General features: G+C 67.2%; 18 protein-coding genes. 12 read left to right on the top strand and 6 right to left on the bottom strand.

Annotated features, from left to right (window positions below; genetic code table 11):
• Window positions 1-36 precede the first annotated feature (36 nt).
• Window positions 37-714 carry an SMI1/KNR4 family protein gene (locus tag ACM0PB_RS05880; RefSeq protein WP_065196465.1) on the bottom strand — a complete coding sequence of 226 codons (678 nt, stop codon included), beginning with the start codon at window positions 712-714 and terminating at the stop codon, window positions 37-39.
• Window positions 715-810: 96 nt separating this feature from the next.
• Between ACM0PB_RS05880 and ACM0PB_RS05875 the strand changes: the two genes are divergently transcribed.
• On the top strand, window positions 811-1,245 hold the full coding sequence (locus ACM0PB_RS05875; protein WP_065185381.1) for a VOC family protein: 435 nt from the start codon (window positions 811-813) through the stop codon (window positions 1,243-1,245).
• Window positions 1,246-1,371: 126 nt separating this feature from the next.
• Here ACM0PB_RS05875 and ACM0PB_RS05870 read toward each other — a convergent pair whose 3' ends face one another.
• A complete protein-coding gene (locus tag ACM0PB_RS05870) occupies window positions 1,372-2,256 on the bottom strand; it encodes a LysR family transcriptional regulator (protein WP_065185382.1) in 885 nt (294 codons plus the stop codon).
• Window positions 2,257-2,363: 107 nt separating this feature from the next.
• Here ACM0PB_RS05870 and ACM0PB_RS05865 point away from each other — a divergent pair, with 107 nt between their 5' ends.
• Complete coding sequence (locus ACM0PB_RS05865; protein WP_061479602.1) at window positions 2,364-3,422, top strand: NAD(P)-dependent alcohol dehydrogenase; 1,059 nt, start codon at window positions 2,364-2,366, stop codon at window positions 3,420-3,422.
• 122 nt (window positions 3,423-3,544) lie between these two features.
• Here ACM0PB_RS05865 and ACM0PB_RS05860 read toward each other — a convergent pair whose 3' ends face one another.
• Window positions 3,545-4,909, bottom strand: coding sequence for a glutamate--cysteine ligase (locus ACM0PB_RS05860; protein WP_139727650.1), 1,365 nt, complete (start codon window positions 4,907-4,909; stop codon window positions 3,545-3,547).
• 152 nt (window positions 4,910-5,061) lie between these two features.
• Here ACM0PB_RS05860 and ACM0PB_RS05855 point away from each other — a divergent pair, with 152 nt between their 5' ends.
• The 3 genes from ACM0PB_RS05855 to ACM0PB_RS05845 all read left to right on the top strand — a co-directional run bounded on the left by ACM0PB_RS05855 (window position 5,062) and on the right by ACM0PB_RS05845 (window position 8,206).
• Window positions 5,062-5,766 carry a VIT1/CCC1 transporter family protein gene (locus tag ACM0PB_RS05855; RefSeq protein ID WP_005419279.1) on the top strand — a complete coding sequence of 235 codons (705 nt, stop codon included), beginning with the start codon at window positions 5,062-5,064 and terminating at the stop codon, window positions 5,764-5,766.
• Window positions 5,763-6,587 carry a helix-turn-helix transcriptional regulator gene (locus ACM0PB_RS05850; RefSeq protein WP_065185384.1) on the top strand — a complete coding sequence of 275 codons (825 nt, stop codon included), beginning with the start codon at window positions 5,763-5,765 and terminating at the stop codon, window positions 6,585-6,587. The genes ACM0PB_RS05855 and ACM0PB_RS05850 overlap by 4 nt, the downstream gene beginning before the upstream one ends.
• Window positions 6,588-7,234: 647 nt before the next feature.
• Window positions 7,235-8,206, top strand: coding sequence for an MBL fold metallo-hydrolase (locus ACM0PB_RS05845; RefSeq protein WP_164093298.1), 972 nt, complete (start codon window positions 7,235-7,237; stop codon window positions 8,204-8,206).
• Between the two features lie 73 nt (window positions 8,207-8,279).
• Here ACM0PB_RS05845 and yihA read toward each other — a convergent pair whose 3' ends face one another.
• On the bottom strand, window positions 8,280-8,882 hold the full coding sequence (gene yihA, locus ACM0PB_RS05840; protein WP_049414655.1) for a ribosome biogenesis GTP-binding protein YihA/YsxC: 603 nt from the start codon (window positions 8,880-8,882) through the stop codon (window positions 8,280-8,282).
• Between the two features lie 156 nt (window positions 8,883-9,038).
• Between yihA and ACM0PB_RS05835 the strand changes: the two genes are divergently transcribed.
• The 4 genes from ACM0PB_RS05835 (at window position 9,039) to ACM0PB_RS05820 (ending at window position 12,330) form a co-directional block, all read left to right on the top strand.
• Window positions 9,039-9,839, top strand: coding sequence for a c-type cytochrome (locus tag ACM0PB_RS05835; protein WP_065185386.1), 801 nt, complete (start codon window positions 9,039-9,041; stop codon window positions 9,837-9,839).
• A gap of 106 nt (window positions 9,840-9,945) precedes the next feature.
• Complete coding sequence (locus ACM0PB_RS05830) at window positions 9,946-10,596, top strand: thiol:disulfide interchange protein DsbA/DsbL (RefSeq protein ID WP_005419285.1); 651 nt, start codon at window positions 9,946-9,948, stop codon at window positions 10,594-10,596.
• Window positions 10,597-10,702: 106 nt separating this feature from the next.
• Window positions 10,703-11,539, top strand: coding sequence for a thiol:disulfide interchange protein DsbA/DsbL (locus tag ACM0PB_RS05825; protein WP_053500287.1), 837 nt, complete (start codon window positions 10,703-10,705; stop codon window positions 11,537-11,539).
• A 53-nt stretch (window positions 11,540-11,592) separates the two neighbouring features.
• Complete coding sequence (locus ACM0PB_RS05820; RefSeq protein WP_005419292.1) at window positions 11,593-12,330, top strand: endonuclease/exonuclease/phosphatase family protein; 738 nt, start codon at window positions 11,593-11,595, stop codon at window positions 12,328-12,330.
• A gap of 82 nt (window positions 12,331-12,412) precedes the next feature.
• Here the strand turns inward: ACM0PB_RS05820 and ACM0PB_RS05815 are convergent, their stop codons facing one another.
• Window positions 12,413-13,288, bottom strand: a complete 876-nt coding sequence (locus ACM0PB_RS05815; protein ID WP_065185387.1) for an EamA family transporter — start codon at window positions 13,286-13,288, stop codon at window positions 12,413-12,415.
• Window positions 13,289-13,360: 72 nt separating this feature from the next.
• On the opposite strand from ACM0PB_RS05815, the gene ACM0PB_RS05810 reads away from it, so the two are divergent.
• From ACM0PB_RS05810 to fhuE, 3 genes are all read left to right on the top strand, one after another.
• Window positions 13,361-13,843, top strand: a complete 483-nt coding sequence (locus ACM0PB_RS05810) for an Lrp/AsnC family transcriptional regulator (protein WP_065185388.1) — start codon at window positions 13,361-13,363, stop codon at window positions 13,841-13,843.
• Window positions 13,844-13,920: 77 nt separating this feature from the next.
• The gene (locus ACM0PB_RS05805) at window positions 13,921-14,472 is read left to right on the top strand and encodes a M23 family metallopeptidase (RefSeq protein ID WP_065185389.1); all 552 of its coding nucleotides are present in this window, start codon (window positions 13,921-13,923) and stop codon (window positions 14,470-14,472) included.
• Window positions 14,473-14,648: 176 nt separating this feature from the next.
• Window positions 14,649-16,811, top strand: coding sequence for a ferric-rhodotorulic acid/ferric-coprogen receptor FhuE (gene fhuE / locus ACM0PB_RS05800; protein WP_414604679.1), 2,163 nt, complete (start codon window positions 14,649-14,651; stop codon window positions 16,809-16,811).
• A gap of 133 nt (window positions 16,812-16,944) precedes the next feature.
• Here the strand turns inward: fhuE and ACM0PB_RS05795 are convergent, their stop codons facing one another.
• Window positions 16,945-19,755 carry a TonB-dependent receptor gene (locus ACM0PB_RS05795; RefSeq protein WP_414603824.1) on the bottom strand — a complete coding sequence of 937 codons (2,811 nt, stop codon included), beginning with the start codon at window positions 19,753-19,755 and terminating at the stop codon, window positions 16,945-16,947.
• Window positions 19,756-19,895 lie beyond the last annotated feature (140 nt).

Here is a 19,895-nt window from a genome sequence, read left to right as displayed (position 1 = left end):
CGGATCCCCACCACAGGTGGGGCTCCGACCCTTGGCTCAAACTTCCTCGCGCACGTAAGCGAACGACTCGTCCAACCGCTCGAAGCCGATCACTTCAACGACGATGGCCTGTGCGTCGTCTTCGCTGATGTTTCCTTCTTCAATATCGTCAACGCGGGCGAACAACCGCTGCAACGCCGCGAACTGGTCGCCGCGCAGGAACGACTGGTGGCTCTGCAGCCAGCGCTGCAGATTGCCGGCCAGCTCGCCGTGCGACAGCAGCGTATACGGCGCTTGGTAGTCGGCAACGGCTTCGACCATCTTGCGGAACAGGAAATCCTGGTAGTTGGCGGCCAGCACATCGGCACGATCATCGTCATGCCACACGAGCACGACGGGCGGCTCGGCAGAATCGGGCGCGTTGCTCCAGAAGCAGTAGCTGTCGCCGCCGCCGGTCCGCGCAAACGGCAGGAGCTGCAGGTCGGGACGCAGGGGATTGTAGTGGTCCTCGGCGGTCAGCTCCTGCCACGCCTCCAGCAGCTCATCGTGTTCCAACGGCTCGTAATCCTGGGCGTATAGCAACACCGGTGGATCCGCCTGCAGCGTCGGGAACACCACCTCGGACCAATCCGGATGGGGAGTGCCCCAGCTCAACCGACCCGCTGCATGCAACTGCTTGAACAGGGGCGGGAAGGCCTGGCCGGTGGCCTGTTCGATGTCGGATAGCACGCTCATGGATGTCCTTGTCGATGGAGGCCGCCCAGCTTGCCCGAATCCGCGCAGGAGATGAACCGGCAGCAGCAGGTGGCGAGACTAGACTGCAACCACCGGATGCTGGAAATCACTGCCGTGAACGCCACTGCCCGCAACTTCATCGTCAACATCGACGTGCCCGACCTGGCCGCGGCCGAAGCGTTCTACCTGGCCGCGTTCGGGTTGCGCATCGGTCGTCGGCTCGGTACCGGCGCGGTGGAACTGCTCGGTGGGCCAACACCGCTCTACCTGCTGCAGAACGAGGCTGGCAGCGCCGCCACCGAAGACGGCGATGTGCGTGACTACGAGCGCCACTGGACCCCGCTGCACCTGGACTGGGTGGTGGAAGACATCGATGCCGCGTTGATGCGTGCGGTCGCGGCCGGAGCGATGCTCGAGCAACCGGTGCGCGAGCGCCGCTGGGGCCGTATCGCCGTGCTGGCCGATCCGTTCGGGCACGGCTTCTGCCTGATCCAGTTCAGTGGCGAAGGCTACGACGCGCTGGTCGAATGAATTGCTGGCTGCGTCGCGGGCGCCAATCCACGCATGGCGCGGATCTACTGATCCGCTTCAAGCAACGCGTGGAGGCTGTCGTTCGGCAGTAGATCCACGCCATGCGTGGATACGCACCACCGCACGTCACTCCCGCAGCATGTCGACGAACGCGCGCAGCGCTCCGGGCATCTGCCGCTGCTTCGGGTAGTACAGCGCGAACCCGGCGAACGGCTCGCTCCAGTCTTCCAGTACCGCCACCATCTGCCTCGATTCGATATACGGCCGCGCGGTGTCTTCCAGCACGTAGGCCAGGCCGATGCCATCAAGCACTGCACCGACCACGGTGCCCTGCTCGCTCAACGTCAGCCGGCCCGGCACGTCGATCTCCAGCGCTTGCCCGCTACGCTCGAACTGCCATTTGTACAGATGCCCGCTGGCAAAGCGGAAGCGGATGCATTCATGCGCGGCCAGGTCGCGCGGATGCTGCGGCGCCGGATGTCGCCGCAGGTAATCCGGCGAGCCAACGATCAGCCCACGCAGAGGCGGCCCCATCGGCACCGCCACCATGTCCTCGGGCACGAATTCGTGCAGGCGCACGCCCGCGTCGTAGCCCTCGGCGACGATATCGACCAGCCCATCATTTTCGGTCAGCTCGACGCGTACATCGGGGTGAGCGTGCAGGAAGCGCGCAAGCCGAGGCCGCAGCTGGGTCGCCACCGCCGCCCGGGTGGCGTTGATGCGCAGCAGGCCGGCCGGGGCGGCACGGAAGTGGTTCATTTCTTCCAGCGCGTCATGCACCTGCCCCAGCGCCGGCTGAAGGCGCTCCAGCAGGCGCTGCCCGGCCTCGGTCAGGGCCACGCTGCGCGTGGTGCGGTGGAACAGGCCCACGCCCAGTCGTTCTTCCAGCGCGCGGATCGCATAGCTCACCGCCGAGGTCGACAGCGCCAGCTCGGCGCCGGCGCGGCGGAAGCTGCGGTGGCGGGCAACCGCCGCGAACGCGGCCAGGTGGGAAAGGTTGTCAGTGGCCATGATTGTGCAGTTTCACTTGATGAATCATGCCGATATCCACGCTTCTTGCCATTGGGAACGCGGCGTATTGTAAAGCGCCTTTCGATAAACCCTGCCAAGGATTCCCCATGTCCCTCGCCCGTGGTTACGCCGCCCATTCCCATACCGCTCCGCTGGTCCCCTATGAGTTCGAACGCCGTGCGGTCGGTCCCGACGATGTGCGCATCGAGATCCTCTACAGCGGCATCTGCCACTCCGACCTGCACCAGGCCCGCGATGACTGGGGTGGCTCGATCTACCCGATGGTGCCGGGCCACGAGATCATCGGCCGCGTCACCGAGGTCGGCAGCAACGTTACCCGCTTCAAGGTCGGCGACCACGCCGGCGTGGGTTGCATGGTCGACTCCTGCCGCCACTGCGACGCCTGCCAGCACGACCTGGAGCAGTACTGTGCCGAGGGCGCGACCTGGACCTACAACGGCCGTGAACGCGAAAGCGGCGCACCGACCTACGGCGGCTATTCCGACCACGTGGTGGTAGAGCAGCGCTTCGTGGTGAAGGTCTCCGATACCCTCGACCTGAAGGCGGCCGCACCGCTGCTGTGCGCCGGGATTACCACGTGGTCGCCGCTGCGCCATTGGAAGGTCGGCCCGGGCCAGAAGGTCGGCGTGATCGGCCTCGGCGGCCTCGGCCACATGGGCGTGAAGTTCGCCAAGGCACTCGGCGCGCACGTGGTGATGATCACCACCACCCCGGAAAAGGGCGCCGATGCCAAGCGCCTGGGCGCCGATGAGGTGCTGGTCTCGCGCGATGCGGCGCAGATGAAGGCGCACGCCGGCAGCTTCGACTTCCTGCTCAATACCATCCCGGTCAGCCATGACACCAATCCGTACATGGGCCTGCTCAAGCGCGAAGCCACCATGTGCCTGGTGGGCGTGCTGACCGAACTGGACCCGCCGCTGACCGGCGGCAGCGTGATCTTCGGCCGCAAGCACCTGACCGGCTCGGCGATCGGTGGCATGGCCGAAACCCAGGAAATGATGGACTTCTGCGCCGAGCACGGCATCGTCAGCGACGTCGAGATGATCGACATCAGGAACGTCAACGAAGCCTGGGAGCGCATGGCGAAGAACGATGTGCGCTACCGCTTCGTGATCGACATGGCGACGTTGAAGAACGCGGCCTGAACCAGGACGGATCTGGAAATGAAAAACCCCGGCAATGCCGGGGTTTTTCTTCTGGTAGTGCCGGCCGCTGGCCGGCGACCCTGCCAGGCTGCCGGCCAGCGGCCGGCACTACCGCAATCCACTCAGTACGCGAACTCGCGGAACACCGGATCGACGTCACCATGCCAGCGGCCATGGAACAGCGCCAGCTTGCGCTCGGCCGGGGTCAGGCCGGATTCGACGATCTCCTGCAGCACGTCCAGGAACTTGCTCTCGTCCTGGCCGTCGGCATTGCGCGCCGCACGGCGCTTGAGGCCTTCCACGGAAATCCTGACCGCTTCCCGGGCCAGGTCGCGCACCGTGCCGTTGCGGAACGGCAGGTTCATTGCATGCTTCGGCACGCCGTCACGCAGCGCATGGCGCTCGGCCAGGGTGAAGTCACGCACCAGGTCCCAGGCAGCGTCCAGCGCAGTGTCGTCGTACAGCAGGCCCACCCAGAACGCCGGCAGCGCACACAGGCGGCTCCACGGGCCACCATCGGCGCCGCGCATTTCCAGATACTTCTTCAGGCGCACTTCCGGAAACGCGGTGGTCATGTGGTCCGACCAGTCGCGCAGGGTCGGCAACGCGCCCGGCAGCACCGGCAGCTTGCCCTGCATGAAGTCGCGGAAACTCTGCCCGCTGGCGTCGTGGTAGGTGCCGTCGCGATAGGAGAAGTACATCGGCACGTCGAGCAGGTAATCGACATAGCGCTCGTAGCCGAATCCATCCTCGAACACGAAGTCGAGCATGCCGGTGCGGTCGGCGTCGGTGTCGGTCCAGATGTGCGAGCGATAGCTCAGGTAGCCGTTCGGCTTGCCTTCGGTGAACGGCGAATCGGCGAACAGCGCGGTGGCGATCGGCTGCAGCGCCAGGGACACGCGGAACTTCTTCACCATGTCCGCTTCGGTGGCGTAGTCCAGGTTCACCTGCACCGTGCAGGTACGGGTCATCATGTCCAGGCCCAGCGAACCGACCTTGGGCATGTACGCGCGCATGATCTTGTAGCGGCCCTTCGGCATCCACGGCATTTCATCGCGCTTCCACTTCGGCTGGAAGCCCATGCCGAGGAAGCCCAGCTGCAGTTCGCCGGCCACCTGCGCCACTTCGTTGAGGTGGGTGCCGGTCTCCACGCAGGTCTGGTGGATGGTCTCCAGCGCCGCACCGGACAGCTCCAGCTGGCCGGCCGGTTCCAGCGTCACCGAGGCCCCATCGCGCAGCAGGGCGATGGTGCGGCCATTCTCCTGTACCGGCTCCCAGCCGAAGCGGACCAGGCCGTTGAGCAGTGCTTCAATGCCGCGCTCCCCCTCGAAGGTCGGCGGGCGCAGGTCGTCCAGGCGGAACCCGAACTTCTCGTGCTCGGTGCCGATGCGCCACTGCGCGCGAGGCTTCTCGCCGGAGGCGATCACCTCCACCAGCTGCGAGCGGTCGGTAATGGGGGTATCGGCGACGTGGCTGGGGCTCGACAAGGGGAGGGCTCGCTGGACGGTGGCGGGGGATGTGGGGCTCGCGGCCTTCCATCGCAAGGGCGCACTATAGCGTGGCACCTCGTTGCGTCATGCGACGGTGACGGGTTTCAGCATCCTACCGACGCCCTCTTGACCCTCGTACACTCAACGACATGAGCCGCCATTCACGACATCCCGAACTGCACCGCTCCGAGCGCGTCGGCTGGCTGCGTGCCGCCGTGCTGGGCGCCAATGATGGCATCGTCTCGGTGGCCGGCCTGGTGGTCGGCGTGGCCGCCGGCGGCGCCTCCGCTACCACCATCCTCGCCACCGGCGTGGCCGGCACCGTGGCCGGCGCGATGTCGATGGCCGCCGGCGAGTACGTCTCGGTACAGACCCAGGCCGACACCGAGGACGCAGACCTGGCAATGGAAAAGCGCGAGCTGCGCGAAAATCCGCACAGCGAGCTGGAGGAGCTGGCCGCGATCTACCGCCACCGCGGCCTGGAGCCTGCGCTGGCACGGCAGGTGGCCGAACAGCTCACCGCCCATGATGCGCTGGGTGCCCACGCCCGCGACGAACTGGGCATCACCGATACCCTGCGCGCCCGCCCGCTGCAGGCAGCGCTGGCCTCGGCCGGTGCGTTCACCTGTGGCGCGGCGCTGCCGGTGCTGACCGCCCTGCTCGCGCCGGTCGACAGGGTCGCACTGATGACCACGGCCAGTACCCTGCTCGGCCTGTGCCTGACCGGCGCAGTGGCGGCCAGGGCCGGCGGCGCACCGCCGGTTCGCGGCGCGATCCGGGTGATGTTCTGGGGCGCATTGGCGATGGCCGCGGCGGCCGGCGTCGGTCGCCTGTTCGGTGCCCACGTGTCATGACCGCCATGCTGCCACCGGCCACCGCACTGCTGGCCGAGATGGCCAGCCTGGCCGGCTGCGCACGCGCCGAAGGTTATGCGTGCATCACCGCTCGGCGCGAACATGGCGCCAGCTCGGTGGAGATTCCACAACCACAGTTCGCGATCCTGCTGGAAGGACGCAAGCAAGTGCGTACCGCGCACCAGTCGCTGGAGTTCATGCCCGGCGACATCCTGCTGCTGACCCAGCGCTGCCGCATCGATGTGGTCAACACCCCCGACCCACGCAGTGGCCGCTACCTCAGCGCCATCGTGCCGCTGTGTGCCGAAGTGCTGGCGGCCGCACGCACGCTGTGGAGCGGGGAGCTTCCCGCCGCCGGTCATGCGATGGCGCGGCTGCCGTTGATCGATCATGGCGCGGTGCTGCGCCAGTGGCGGCAATCTCTGCAGGACGGCCGTTACAGCGAAGCGCGGCTGGCCCTGGCCTCGTTGGTACTGACCCTGTGCCGGCAGGGCCACGGCAACCTGCTGCTGCCGCAGGCGCCGAGCCTGGGCGAACAGATCCGCGACCGCATCGCCGCCGAACCCGCTCGCGACTGGCAATCGCGCGATGTGGAAGCGCTGTTCGCGCTGAGCGGCGCGACCCTGCGCCGTCGGCTCGCCGCCGAGGACACCAGCCTGCGCCAGCTGCTCACCGAGGCCCGGCTGGCGCATGGCATGCAGCTGCTCTACACCACCGACCTGCCGCTGAAGACCGTGGCCGCACGCGCGGGCTACCGCTCTGCGGCCAGTTTCAGCAAGCGCTTTGCCGAGCAGTACGGGCTGGCTCCCACAGACATTTGAGGGGTTCGGCAGGGCTGCGCCCTGCACCCGCCAAAGCAAGTGCAAGAGCCGAAGCAACAGCCAAAGCAACAGCAACAGCGGCTATCCGTGGGAGGGCGGGGCGGTGTGGGTGGGCAGGACACGCCGTAAACCCATCCATGGGGGCTCGATGGCGCCATCCATGGCGCCAACGGTCCTGCCCACCCACACCGCCCCACCTCTGACAGATCTTCGCGGCTGTTGGTAGGCGTCGACCTTGGTCGACACGATTTTTCTGTCAGATATCGAAATCGATCTGGGGTCAGATCCGTTTTCCTGCGGAAAACGGATCTGACCCCAAGAGCATCTCCAACAGTTCGCGGAAAACTGTCGAAGGCGGGGTGGGTCCGGTTGCGGGAGTGTCCGCGGCATGGATGCCGCGGCCAAGCCCCCATGGATGGGTTTACGGCGTCTCCCGCAACCGGACCCACCCCGCCATCCCACGGATAGATCGCTGTTGCTGTTGCTCTTGCTTCGGCCGTTGCTCTGGCTCGTAGCGGGTGCAGGGCGCAGCCCTGCAGACAACACCCCCTTCCCTGAGCATTCCACGCAGTGGTTTGAGCGCCGTGCGCACGCCAGTCACGGCACGCTAGGCCAACGGAACCGCCCATCATCCACCGAGAACCCTCATGACCCTGCGCCATCTGCCCCTACGCACCGCCCTGCTGCTGGCCCTGTCCTCCCTGCCGCTGGCCGCGTTGGCCGAAGCCACCTCGCCCGCTCCCACCCAGCAGGTGCCCGGCGTCTACCACCAGCGCGTCGGCGCGCTGCAGGTCACCGCCCTGTTCGACGGCGTGGTCGCGCTGGGCCGGCAGGAAGTGGTCGACGTGCCGCCGACACTGGTCAGCCGCCTGTTGGAAGGCCGCTACGTACCGGAAGACAAGAAGGGCCTGCAGACCGCAATCAACGCGTTCCTGGTGCGCCAGGGCAACCACCTGACCCTGGTCGATACCGGCACCGCGCAGTGCTTCGGCCCCGGCCTGGGCCAGGTGCTGGGCAACCTGCGCGCCTCCGGCGTGGACCCGGCCGAGGTGGACGAGGTGCTGCTGACCCACGCCCATCCGGACCACCTGTGCGGGGTGCTCGATGCACAGGGCAAGCCGGCCTACCCGAATGCCACGGTGTGGCTGTCCAGGGCCGATGCCGACTACTGGCTCAACCCGGCCAGCGAGGCTTCCGCGCCGAAGGGTGTGCGCTTCGCCTTCCCGCTGGCGCGCAACGCGGTGGCACCGTACCAGGCCAGTGGCCACCTGCGCACGTTCAACCCCGGCGATGCCCTGCCCGGCGGCGCGGTGGCGATGGACACCCATGGCCATACCCCCGGCCACGTCTCCTACCGGTTCGACAGCCAAGGCCAGTCACTGCTGGTGTGGGGCGACGTGCTGCACTTCCATGCGGTGCAGTTCGCGCACCCGGAGGCCGCGTTCGAGGCCGATTCGGACCGCAAGGCGGCCATCGCCAGCCGTCGCGGGCTGCTGCAGCAGGCCACCGCCAACGGCTGGTGGGTGGCCGGTGCGCACCTGCCGTTCCCGGGCCTGGGCCACGTCCGCAGTGAAGGCCAGGCCTATGCGTGGGTCCCGGCGGAGTATTCGCCGTTGTGAGGGTGTGCCGACCAAGGTCGGCACCCACCCGATCGGGTAGCGCCCGGCTGCCAGCCGGGCGACCGGCAATACCTTATTCCAGCCCCAGCCAGCCGCCGATCACGGCGCGGGCTTCGTCCACGCCGGTACGGTCTTCGCCCGAGAACACCTGCACGCTGACGCTGTCACCGTAGGCCGATTGCAGCTCCTTGCGCACCTTCTGCAAGGACTGCATCTGCTGGCTGCGGCTGAGCTTGTCGGCCTTGGTCAGCAGGGCATGCGCCGGCAGGCCACGCTGCACGGCATAGGACAGCATCTGCCGGTCGTAGTCCTTCAGCGGATGACGGATGTCCATCACCACCACCAGCCCCTTCAGGGCCTCGCGGGTGCGGAAGTACTTGTCGATGAAGGCCTGCCAGTGCGCCTGCAGGTCCAGCGGCACCTTGGCGTAGCCGTAACCGGGCAGGTCGACCAGATGCGCCTCCGGGGTGACCTGGAAGAACACCAGCTGCTGGGTACGGCCGGGGGTCTTGGAGACACGCGCCAGGGCGTTCTGGCGGGTCAGCGCGTTGAGCGCACTGGACTTGCCGGCGTTGGAGCGGCCGGCGAAGGCCACTTCGGCCCCTTCGTCGGGCGGCAGCTGCCGCACGTTATGGGCCGAAAGGTGGTAACGGGCGCGTTCGATGAGCAATGACATGTGCCTAGGATCGCATGTTGCGGCGCCGCGCGCCCGTGCCGGCGGCCTTTGCGGGCATTTTGCTGCACTGCTGCGTTGACCGTGCGCGGAAACGGCGTTGATAATCCGGGCGATGCCGGCCGCCACCGCCCGGCCCGGTCCATACGGAGCTTCAGCATGCGCCACGCTCGCGTTCTTGCCGTATCCGCCCTTGCCACTGCTGTAGTCGTTGCCGCTGCTGCGTTCGCGCAGACCACGTTGACCCCGCTGCCCGACAATGGGCCGATCAATACCGCCTCGCTGGAGGTGGATTTCAGCAAGACCCACTGGGGCGATGCGAAGGCCGGGCAGACCAAGGCGACGGCCTGCGCGGCCTGCCACGGTGCCGACGGCAATTCCACGGTGGAGATGTACCCGTCCATTGCCGGCCAGAGCGAACGCTACGTGGCCCAGCAGATGGCCCTGATCGCCAACGGCCAGCGCAGTTCCGGCGCGGCGGTGGCGATGGTGCCGTTCGTGCAGAACCTCACCCCGCAGGACATGCGTGATATCGGCGCCTACTTCGCCACGCAGAAGGCCAACGCCGGCATCGCCGATGACACGGCGGTCGCCGACGGCCCCTACAAGGGCATGAAGTTCTACGAGATCGGCCAGCAGCTGTACCGCGGCGGCGATGCCAAGCGTGGCCTGCCGGCCTGCATGGCCTGCCATGGCCCCAGCGGTGCCGGCAATCCCGGCCCGGCCTATCCGCATCTCGGTGGCCAGCACGCCAGCTATGTCGCGCGCCGCCTGCAGGAGTACCAGGCCGGCCAGACCAACGAGACCGACAAGGCGCACTTCCAGATCATGGCCACGGTCGCGCAGAAGCTCAGCGAGCAGGAGGTGCAGGCGCTGTCGAGCTACCTGCAGGGCCTGCACAACAAGGCCGACGATGTGGCCACCACGGCCACGCCAACACAACCGGCTGCCGCCCCCTGACCACCACTGGTCGGCCCGGGCCGCGACGCCGGCCTACGGCTGCGGTATGTTTCCTTCACGCCGGCGGCTGCGCCGGCGTTGCTTTTTTCAACGGAGATGCGTGTCGATGAGGTTGATTTCCCGCCTGCTGTTGTCCGTGCTGGTGCTGCTGCCGCTGGCAGCCTGCGCCGCCACCCCCGCCAATGCCCCGCTGGTCGAGGGCAAAGACTACGAGCGCATCGCCCAGCCGGGCCCGTTCCAGCCGCTGGCCGGCAAGATCGAGGTGGTCGAAGTCTTCGGCTACACCTGCCCGCACTGCGCCCATTTCGAACCGCAGCTGGAAGCCTGGGCGGCCAAGCTGCCGGCCGACGTGCGCTTCACCCCGGTCCCGGCGGCCTTCGGCGGTGCCTGGGATGCCTGGGCACTGGCCTACTACGCCGCCGACGAAGTCGGCGTGGCCAAGCGCAGCCATGCCGCCGTGTTCAAGGCCCTGCACGAGCAGGGTTCGCTGCCGATGCAGAACGTCTCCGCCGATGAGCTCGCCACCTTCTACAAGGCCTACGGCGTGACCCCGGACCGCTACATCCAGGCCCTGCGCGGCGATGCCGTGCAGAAGAAGGTCGAGGCCGCGCGCGCGTTCGCCCAGCGCACCAAGATTCCGGGCACCCCGGCCATCATCATCAATGGCCAGTACCTGGTGCGCGGCAACAGCTTCGACGACCAGCTGCGCATTGCCTCGGCGCTGATCGCGCAGGCGCGCGCCGCCCGCGGCCGCTGAACCAACACCCACCACCGACACGGCGTTGTCGCCGCCGCGTGTCATCATTTCCCCTTGGCCGGCGCCTGCCGCCGGCCCCACCTTTCCAGATGCTGGAGACGTTTCCATGAAGATCCGTTACGCCCTCGCCCTCGCAGCGCTGCTGCCGATCCTGGCCGCCTGCAAGGCCGACGACGGCAGCACCAACACCACCGCGGCCCCCGCCGAACCGGCAGCAACCCCGGCCACGACCACCGAACCGGCTGCCGCACCGGCGGCGGGCAGCGAAGGCGCCGCGCCGGCTGCCGCTGAAGGCGAGAAGACTCCGGCCGAAGCAACTCCGGCCGCCGCGCCGGCCCCGACCACCGCCGCACTGACCGGCCCGGCTCCGGTGGAAGGTGCCGACTACCAGGTGATCCCGAACGGCCAGCCGTTCCAGCCGGCCGCCGGCAAGATCGAAGTGACCGAGATCTTCGGCTACGTCTGCCCGGCCTGCGCCGCGTTCCAGCCGCTGGTCGGCCCGTGGAAGGCCGGCCTGCCCAGCGACGTGAACTTCGTCTACGTGCCGGCCATGTTCGGCGGCACCTGGGATGACTACGCCCGTGCCTTCTACGCCGCGCAGACCCTGGGCGTGCAGGAGAAGACCCACGAAGCGCTGTACGCCGCCATCCACTCGCAGAAGACCCTGAAGGGCGAGCGCGGCCGTGACTCGGTGGAAGACATCGCCAAGTTCTACGCCGCCTACGGCGTCGATCCGAAGCAGTTCGCGGCCACCATGGGCAGCTTCGCGGTGAACGCCAAGACCAACTCGGCCAAGCAGTTCGCCCAGCGCAGCCAGATCAGCGGCACCCCGTCGATCATCGTCAACGGCAAGTACCTGGTTAAGGGCAAGAGCTTCCCGGACATGCTGCGCATCGCCGACCACCTGATCGCCCGCGAACGCGGTGCGGCCCAGGCTCACTGATCCAAGAGAAGCATTTCCCGACCGTGAATTCCCCCCGTACACGGACCCTGCGCTTGCTGACGGCCAACATCCAGGCCGGCTCAAGTACCCGCCGTTACAGCGACTATGTGACCCGCAGCTGGTCACATGCGCTGCCGGCGGGTCGCAAGCGCAGCAGCCTGGACGCGATCGCCACCCTGGCGCGCGAACATGACATCGTCGGCCTGCAGGAGGCCGACCCGGGCAGCCTGCGCTCGGGCTTCACCAACCAGACCCATTACCTGGCCCAGCGCGCCGGCTTCAACTACTGGAGCCACCAGCCGAACCGGCGCATGGGCGGGGTCGCCTCCAGCGCCAATGGCCTGCTGAGCAAGCTGGAACCGGTGGAAGTGCAGGACCACGCCCTGCCCGGCCGCATCGGCGGGCGCGGCGTGCTGCTGGCCAAGTTCGGCGATGGTGCCGACGGCCTGGCGGTGGCGGTGGCCCATCTGTCATTGGGCGCGGGATCGCGGATGTCGCAGCTGGGCTTCATCGCCGAGCTGCTGTCCGACCACCCCAACGCGGTGCTGATGGGCGACTTCAACTGTCTGGCCGAACGCCCGGAAATGCAGGTGCTGTACCAGAAGACCCGACTGCAACCGCCCGGCTGCATCGTGCCGACCTTCCCCAGCTGGCGCCCCGACCGCGCCATCGACCACATCCTGGTCAGCAGTGGCCTGCAGACCCGCACCGTGGAAGCCGTGCCGGCCGCGTTCTCCGATCACCTCGCCCTGGCGATGCAGATCGACGTCCCGGCCGACGCCCTGCGCTGAACCGCCCCCCTGGTAGGTGCGGACCGCTGGTCCGCACGCCGCTCTGGTGGGTGCGGACCGTTGGTCCGCACGCTCTCTGCCGCTACCCGGCCTGGACCACCGGCACCTTCAATCGCCGCGCGGTCATCGTGCTGCCCACCGAAGCCAGCACCGTGCAGCCGATCGCCAGCCACTGCAGCCCGTGCAGGTGTTCGTGCAGCAGCAGCATCGCCCACAGCGCGGCCACCGCCGGCTCCATGCTGATCAGGATGCCGAAGGTCTCCTTTGGCAGGCGCTTGAGCGCCATCATCTCCAGTGACATCGGGATCGCGCTGGACACCAGCGCCACCAGCAGCCCGGCTGCCAGGATCTTCGGGTCGAGCAGCGCGGCACCGGCATGCACCACGCCCACCGGCACCACCACCAGCGAAGCCGCCAGCAGCCCCAGCGACACCGAATGCCCGGCGTGCAGGTGTCCGGCACGCTTGCCGAATACGATGTAAAGCCCCCAACACGCCGCTGCGCCCATCGCATACAGCACGCCGGTCGGATCCAGCGCCCGGCCGCCGCCCAGCGGCAGCAGCAGCAACAGCCCCACCGCCGCGCAGCCCACCCAGAGGAAATCGATCGGGCGCCGTGATGACAGCATCGCCACCGTCAGCGGCCCGGTGAACTCGATGGCCACCGCGATGCCGAAGGGAATCGTGCGCAGGGCCATGTAGAACAGCAGGTTCATCAGGCCCAGGGTGAGCCCGTAGCGCAGGAGGGTGATCGCATCCGCGCGGCCGGTCTTCCAGCGCCACGGCCGCCAGAACAGCAGCAGCAACAGCGCCGAGAAGCCCACGCGCAGCGCGCTGGTGCCCTGGGCGCCGATCAGCGGGAACAGGTGTTTTGCGTAGGAGGTGCCGATGGCCAGCGAGGTGACCGAGCCAAGCACCGCCAGCGCCGGCAACATCGGCGCGAGTCGTGAGGTCTGCATGGGCAAAGTCTATTGCGCCCGCGCCGAGCACTTGGCTCAATTGACAGCCCGTTCGTGCAACTTCTGCTCACCATGGCTACCGCCCCCGTGCTCGACAGCTTCGACCGCGCCATCCTCGGCCTGCTGCAGCGGGACAACACCCTGCCGCAGCGCGAGATCGCCGAGGACGTGCACCTGTCCACCCCAGCCGTGCAGCGCCGCATCAAACGCCTGCAGGACAGCGGTGTGATCGCGGCCAACGTGGCGGTAGTCGCCGCAGCCAAGGTCGGGCGACCGCTGACCATCATCGTCGAGGTGCGCGTGGTCAGCGAGCAGCGCGAACGCGTGGCGCCGTTCAAGCGCCGCGTGCAGGACGACCCGGCGGTGCAGCAGTGCTACTCGATCACCGGCGACGGCGATTTCCTGCTGCTGGTGTCGGCCGCGTCGATGGAAGAGTACGAGGCGATCACCGAGCGGCTGTTCGGTGGCGATGACAACATCGAGCGCTTCCGCACCTCGGTTGCACTGGGAACGTTGAAGCGCAGTTTCGAAGTGCCACTGGACCCGGTTCTGTAGCGCTGAGCCATGCTCGACTGCGCTTTGACCGCAAAGCAACAGCCGCCGAGCATGGCTGGGCGCTACAGTCGGAGACCATGAACACATCGCCCTCCCCCGCCCGTCGCCTGCGCCGCTGGCTGCTGCGCGGCCTGTGGCTGGTCATCGCGATCGTTGCCGCCATGGCACTGTGGAACAGCCCATGGGCCGCTGCACCGAAACTGCTGTGGACACTCTCGCGGATGCCTCCGGCCACCGAGCTTCCGGTGCCGGTGGAAGGTGTGCGGCCCCGCCAGATCGCCGATACCTTCGGCGCCCCACGCGGCCGTGACCGCTCCCACGCCGGCATCGACATCTTCGCCAGGCGCGGTACCCCGGTGCGCAGTGCCACCGCCGGCGTCGTCGTGGATGTCAGCGACCGCGGCCTCGGTGGCCGCCAGGTGTGGGTGATCGGGCCCGGGCGTGAGCGCTACTACTACGCCCATCTGGACGACTGGGCCGAGGGCCTGGCGCGCGGCCAGGTGGTCCAGGCCGGCGACCTGCTTGGCCACGTCGGCGACAGCGGCAATGCCAAGGGCACGCCGCCGCACCTGCACTGGGGCATCTACGGCACCGACGGCGCGCGCGATCCACTCCCGCTGCTGCGCTGACCCAGCCCACACCCGGATCATCGGATCGATTCGTTCATTATTTGTAAATAGGAATAGTTCGTATTACGATTTCTTTCGTTTCCGGTGGCGCCAGGACGGCCTGCCCGCCCTCCCCCTACCCGTAGCGCCTCGCCTTCTGGATGCCGGCCGAGCGCGCGTGCTCGTCCAGGACCCCCATGACCCGTTCCGCCTTCCGTACCCCGCAGCCGCAACGGCTGTTCGTTGCCGTGCTCGCCGTTCTCTGCGCCGTGGCCCCGGCCGCCTTCGCCGACACCGCCGCCGATCCGACCACCCTCGACAAGGTGGTGGTCAAGGGCGAACGCGCCGAAGGCTATTCGGTGCGCCGCACCTCGGCCGGCACCCGCTTCGACCTGGCGCCGCGCGAGATCCCTCAGTCGATCAGCATCATCAGCCACCAGCGCATCGAAGATCAGAACCTGGACGACATCATCGACGTGCTGGCCAACACCACCGGCGTGACCAGCACCCAGTCCGACAGCGAGCGCACCGAGCTCTACGCGCGCGGGTTCTACATCGATGCCTACCAGTTCGATGGCCTGCCCACGCAGATGGTGCAAAACTGGAGCTATGGTGATTCCGGCCTGGACCTGGCGCTGTACGACCGCGTGGAAGTGGTGCGCGGCGCCACCGGCCTGCTCAGCGGCGCCGGCAATCCGTCCGCATCGGTCAACCTGATCCGCAAGCACGCCGACAGCGCCGAGCTGGCCGGCAGCGTGTCGGTGAACGTGGGCAGCTGGGGCCGCACCCGCACCACGGTGGACGTGGGCAGCGCACTCAACGCCAGCGGCACCGTGCGCGGCCGCGTGATCGGCAGCTATCTGGACACCGACGGCCAGATGGACCGCTATAACCAGCGCAAGACGCTGGGCTACGCCGTCATCGACGCCGACCTGACCCCGGACACCCAGCTGAGCGTGGGCTACGACTACCAGCAGAAGCGCGCCAATGGCGCGACCTGGGGTGGCTTCCCGATGCTGTACTCCGATGGCTCGCGCACGGGCTACGACGAATCGTTCAACGCGAGCCCGAAGTGGACCTACTGGGACACCACCAGCAAACGCGCCTTCGCCACCCTGCAGCACGCCTTCAGCAATGGCTGGAAGTTCAAGGTCGGTGCCACGCACGATGAGACCAAGGCTGACGACAAGCTGTTCTACCCGGCCTACAACGACTGGACCACGGGCGCATCGAACTTCGACAAGACCACCGGCGCGGGCATCTCGCCGTCCGCGGGCTTCTACAACACCGAGCGCAAGGTCACCGGCGTCGATGGCTACGTTGATGGTCCGTTCCAGCTGTTCGGCCGCGAGCACCAGTTCATGGCAGGCCTGAGCTACAACAAGCGCGAGTACGCCAACTACGGCGACTACCAGGTCGGCGGTGCCGGCCAGACCTGGGATCCGTTCGCAAGCTATCTGAACTGGACCGGCAACATCAGCGAGCCGAACTGGAACCCGCTGGCACTGGCCAGCGAGGGCACCATCACCCAGAAGGCCGGCTACGCGGCCGCGCGCCTGTCGCTGGCCGATCCGCTGAAGCTGATCATCGGCGCCCGCTACACCGACTGGAAGAGCGAGGGCGAAGGCGCCGACCGCACGCACAAGGTCACCACGCCGTACGCCGGGCTGGTGTTCGACATCAACGGCACGTACTCGACCTACGCCAGCTACACCGAAATCTTCCAGCCGCAGACGCTGAAGGACCGCAACGGCAGCTACCTCGATCCGGTCGATGGCAAGAGCTACGAAGTGGGCGTGAAGGGTGCCTGGTTCGACAACCGACTGAATGCCTCGGTGGCGGTGTTCCGCATCGAGCAGGACAACGTCGGCCAGTCCACCGGCGAGCCGGTCATCGGCGGCACCGGCGGCGAAACGGCCTACGTGGCCGCGCGCGGCACCGTCAGCCGTGGCTTCGAGTTCGAAGTGAACGGCGAACTGACGCCCGGCTGGAACGCTACCTTCGGTGCTTCGCGCTACGTGGCCAAGGACATCAACGGCGCCGACATCAACACCAACCTGCCGCAGACCGCGCTGAAACTGTTCACCAGCTACACCCCGCAGTCGCTGCAGGCACTGACCGTCGGCGGCGGCGCCAACTGGCAGAACCGCATCTACTACGCGGTGCCGGCTTACGGCCGCATCGAACAGAGCGGCTACGCCCTGGTCAGCGCCTTCGTGCGTTACCGCCTGTCGCCGGAATGGAGCGTGCAGGCCAACCTCAACAATCTGCTGGACAAGAAGTACTACTCGCAGATCACCGGCTACGGTGCCTACGGCGATGGCCGCAATGGCTCGCTGACGTTCACCTGGGCGTTCTGATCAGACGCGGGGTACGACCGCCCCGCACCTGTAGAGCCGAGCCCATGCTCGGCTCAGAGAATCAGCCGAGCGCGGACTCGGCGCTACATCCGCAAGGCAGCGCCGGAACTGACCGGCGCTGCCCCCCCTCACATCAGAACCGCAGGTCCGCGCGCAGGTACCAGTAACGACCGCGCGGGATGTCGTAGGTCGAAGCGTCATACCCGTTCAACGAGCACGACAGGCAGATCGGCGGATCCTTGTCGAACACATTGTTCAGGCCCGCGGTCAGCTGCAGCCCCTTCATCCAGTCGATCTTGTAGCCCACCTGCATGTCGTGGAAGGTGGTGGCCGAGAGCGTGTTGGTGCCGGCTGCCTGGTTGCTGCACACCGGGAATGCCACGGCATCGCCGCAGTTCTCGGTCAGTTCGGAGATGTGCCGCACCGTCCAGTTCGCACTCCAGCGATCCATCGTCCAGGCGATGCTGGCGTTGCTGGTCCACTCCGGAATGGAGCTGTCGGCCACTTCCACGCCCGGCTTCTGCGGCTGCTTCTGCCCGGCCGCGCCGGTGGCTTCGTAACGACCGACGAACGTGTTCTTCCAGGCCAGCTTGAACTGGCCGAAGGAGGTCTGCGGCAACGTCCAGAACAGGTCCACGTCCCAGCCGTCGGTCTTGATCGAGCCCAGATTGGTCAGGCGGTTGTTGAAGCTGCTGACCGCACCCGTGCTGGCGCGGGTGATGCCATCGCAGTACACCGGGTCAAGCGTGTCCACGCACAGGTCCAGCTGGGTCTGCGCGTTGATGGCCTGGATCGCACCATCGATGGCGTGGCGGTAGAAGGTCACCTCCACATCGAAGCGCTCCGACCACGACGCGTTGTTGCCGAACCACGGGCTCCACACGAAGCCGGTGCTGAAGCTGCGCGAGCGCTCCGGTTCCAGATCACGATTGCCGCCGGTGGTCACCGAGATCTGCGAGTTGGCCTGCTGGAAGCCGGCCGGCACGCCCAGCGCGGCACAATTGGCGGCACTGCCACGCGGCGGCGTACCGCCCAGGCCCACCGAGCACGGATCGAACAGCTGCAGGTCGGCACGTGCGGCCGAGCCGTACAGTTCGCCAATGGACGGTGCGCGGAAACCCTCGGCGTACGTGGTGCGCAGCACGAAGTCATCGGTCACCTGCCAGCGCAGGCCGTACTTGGGCGTGAACTCGCCACCGAAAGTGGAGTAGTCCGAATAGCGGCCGGCCAGGCTCAGGTCCAGCTTCTTGCCGAACGAGGAGTCGGCGAAGATCGGCACGCTCAACTCCAGGTAGGCCTCGTTGACGTCGTAGGAACCGGAGGTCGGCTGCGACGGCACGCCGTTGTAGTGGCCGATCACCGTCAGCGGATCCGGCTGGTACCAGCCCTCGTACTTGCGGTACTCGAAACCGGTGGCGAAGGACACCGGGCCGGCCGGCAGCGAGAACAGCTCGCTGGACAGGTTGGCGGTGAACAGGCTCAGCTCGTTCTGGCTGCGGTCGTGCACCACCGGCTGGATCCACTTCAGCATGTCCGGGGTGATCGAACCGACGCCACCGAAGATGTTCAACGGCACGCAGCCCGGGGTTGCCGCGCACACCGCCGGGTCACCCAGCGCCATGTTGACGTTGTAGATGTTGTAGCTGCCGTAGTTGGTCTGTTCGGCCTTGTTCTTGCTGTACATGCCGTTGACGTCCCAATACCAGCTACGGTCGGCCGCCTGGAAGTTGCCGACCAGGCCGGTGGCCACGTAGGTCGTGTTGACCTCCTGCTTGAACACGCGCGCACCGCCTTCCACCGGGCGACGGCCGATCAGGCTCATGTTGCCCGAGGACACCAGGTCGAAGCCGAACGGGTTGTACGGATTCAGGCGCGAGACCACGATGTTGTCGGCCAACGGATTGCCGGTGGCGCCATCGGGACCAAAGAACAGCGGCTCGGGGCCGGCCTGGTTGGTCGACTCGCGGCGGTTGCCCAGTGCCTTGATGTACCACTGCACGTTGTCAGTGATGTCGAAGCGGAACTGACCGAACAGGCCTTTGCGCTCGGACGGCGTGAGCACCATGTTGTATTCGGCGAAGTTGAAGCGGTCGGCGCTGGTGAAGCAGTGGTAGTCATCGCTGCGGTTGCAGCCGGCGCTGCCGTCGTAACGCGGGTTGGGCACGCCGCTGTTGGGCACGATGTCCTGCTCGGCACCGGTGTTGGGGTCGACGAAGGCGAAGCGGCCCTGTGGAATGCCGCCGCTGCCGAAGGCCAGGCCGGTGCCCGGAATCGGGAAGCGCGACTGCTCGCGATCCTTGGCGAATACCGGGTCCTGCTTGGTCCAGCTGGCGCCCAGGAACAGGCTGAAGCGGTCGCCGCTCTTGCCCCACGCCAGGTCCACGCCCTTCTGGGTGCCGTCGCCCTTGCTGTACTCACCATAGTTCAGGGTCACCTGCCCGCCATCGAAGTCGCGGCGGGTGATGATGTTGACCACGCCGGCGATGGCATCGGAGCCGTACAGCGACGACGCGCCGTCTTCCAGCACCTCGATGCGTTCGACGATGGCCAGCGGAATGGTGTTGAGGTCGGTGGCCGCACCGACACCCGATGCGGACGACTCGTTGACCCAGCGGATGCCGTCAACCAGCACCAGCACGCGCTTGGCACCCAGGTGGCGCAGATCGACCTGCGCCGAACCGGCACCCACGCCACTGCCATCGGGCGGGAAACCGAAGTTGCCGGATGAGTTGAACTTGGCGTTGAGCGCCGAACCGGAACCGGTGAGCTGCTGCAGCACTTCGCCGATCGAGGTCAGGCCGGTGCGTTCGATATCGCCGCGCGTCAGCGTCTGGATCGGCACCTGGCCCTCCACCTCAGCGCGCTTGATGCGGGTACCGGTGACTTCCACCGCATCCAGGTTGGTGGTGGATTGTGCAGCGGCACCCAACGGTGCCAGGGTCATCACGCACAGCGCGACGGCAACCGCCAAAGGGCGGTGGTGCAGGTGATTCATTCGCTCTCTCTCCAAAGGAATGTCGGGACATGGGCTGCCGCACCCCCCCTGCATGGCGGCAGCGTCTCCTTTGTAAACAAGCGGTAAAA

The sequence above is a fragment of the Stenotrophomonas sp. AR029 genome, from assembly GCF_047520695.2.
In the GTDB taxonomy this organism is placed as follows: domain Bacteria; phylum Pseudomonadota; class Gammaproteobacteria; order Xanthomonadales; family Xanthomonadaceae; genus Stenotrophomonas; species Stenotrophomonas sepilia.
This window is presented reverse-complemented; position numbering and strand designations above follow the sequence as displayed.

What these genes read in the sequence shown, in the direction of transcription:
- ACM0PB_RS05880 (WP_065196465.1), bottom strand. Translation starts at nt 714, where the DNA reads ATGAGCGTGCTATCCGACATCGAACAGGCCACCGGCCAGGCCTTCCCG.
- ACM0PB_RS05875 (WP_065185381.1), top strand. Translation starts at nt 811, where the DNA reads ATGCTGGAAATCACTGCCGTGAACGCCACTGCCCGCAACTTCATCGTC.
- ACM0PB_RS05870 (WP_065185382.1), bottom strand. Translation starts at nt 2,256, where the DNA reads ATGGCCACTGACAACCTTTCCCACCTGGCCGCGTTCGCGGCGGTTGCC.
- ACM0PB_RS05865 (WP_061479602.1), top strand. Translation starts at nt 2,364, where the DNA reads ATGTCCCTCGCCCGTGGTTACGCCGCCCATTCCCATACCGCTCCGCTG.
- ACM0PB_RS05855 (WP_005419279.1), top strand. Translation starts at nt 5,062, where the DNA reads ATGAGCCGCCATTCACGACATCCCGAACTGCACCGCTCCGAGCGCGTC.
- ACM0PB_RS05850 (WP_065185384.1), top strand. Translation starts at nt 5,763, where the DNA reads ATGACCGCCATGCTGCCACCGGCCACCGCACTGCTGGCCGAGATGGCC.
- ACM0PB_RS05845 (WP_164093298.1), top strand. Translation starts at nt 7,235, where the DNA reads ATGACCCTGCGCCATCTGCCCCTACGCACCGCCCTGCTGCTGGCCCTG.
- yihA (WP_049414655.1), bottom strand. Translation starts at nt 8,882, where the DNA reads ATGTCATTGCTCATCGAACGCGCCCGTTACCACCTTTCGGCCCATAAC.
- ACM0PB_RS05835 (WP_065185386.1), top strand. Translation starts at nt 9,039, where the DNA reads ATGCGCCACGCTCGCGTTCTTGCCGTATCCGCCCTTGCCACTGCTGTA.
- ACM0PB_RS05830 (WP_005419285.1), top strand. Translation starts at nt 9,946, where the DNA reads ATGAGGTTGATTTCCCGCCTGCTGTTGTCCGTGCTGGTGCTGCTGCCG.
- ACM0PB_RS05825 (WP_053500287.1), top strand. Translation starts at nt 10,703, where the DNA reads ATGAAGATCCGTTACGCCCTCGCCCTCGCAGCGCTGCTGCCGATCCTG.
- ACM0PB_RS05815 (WP_065185387.1), bottom strand. Translation starts at nt 13,288, where the DNA reads ATGCAGACCTCACGACTCGCGCCGATGTTGCCGGCGCTGGCGGTGCTT.
- ACM0PB_RS05810 (WP_065185388.1), top strand. Translation starts at nt 13,361, where the DNA reads ATGGCTACCGCCCCCGTGCTCGACAGCTTCGACCGCGCCATCCTCGGC.
- ACM0PB_RS05805 (WP_065185389.1), top strand. Translation starts at nt 13,921, where the DNA reads ATGAACACATCGCCCTCCCCCGCCCGTCGCCTGCGCCGCTGGCTGCTG.
- fhuE (WP_414604679.1), top strand. Translation starts at nt 14,649, where the DNA reads ATGACCCGTTCCGCCTTCCGTACCCCGCAGCCGCAACGGCTGTTCGTT.
- ACM0PB_RS05795 (WP_414603824.1), bottom strand. Translation starts at nt 19,755, where the DNA reads ATGACCCTGGCACCGTTGGGTGCCGCTGCACAATCCACCACCAACCTG.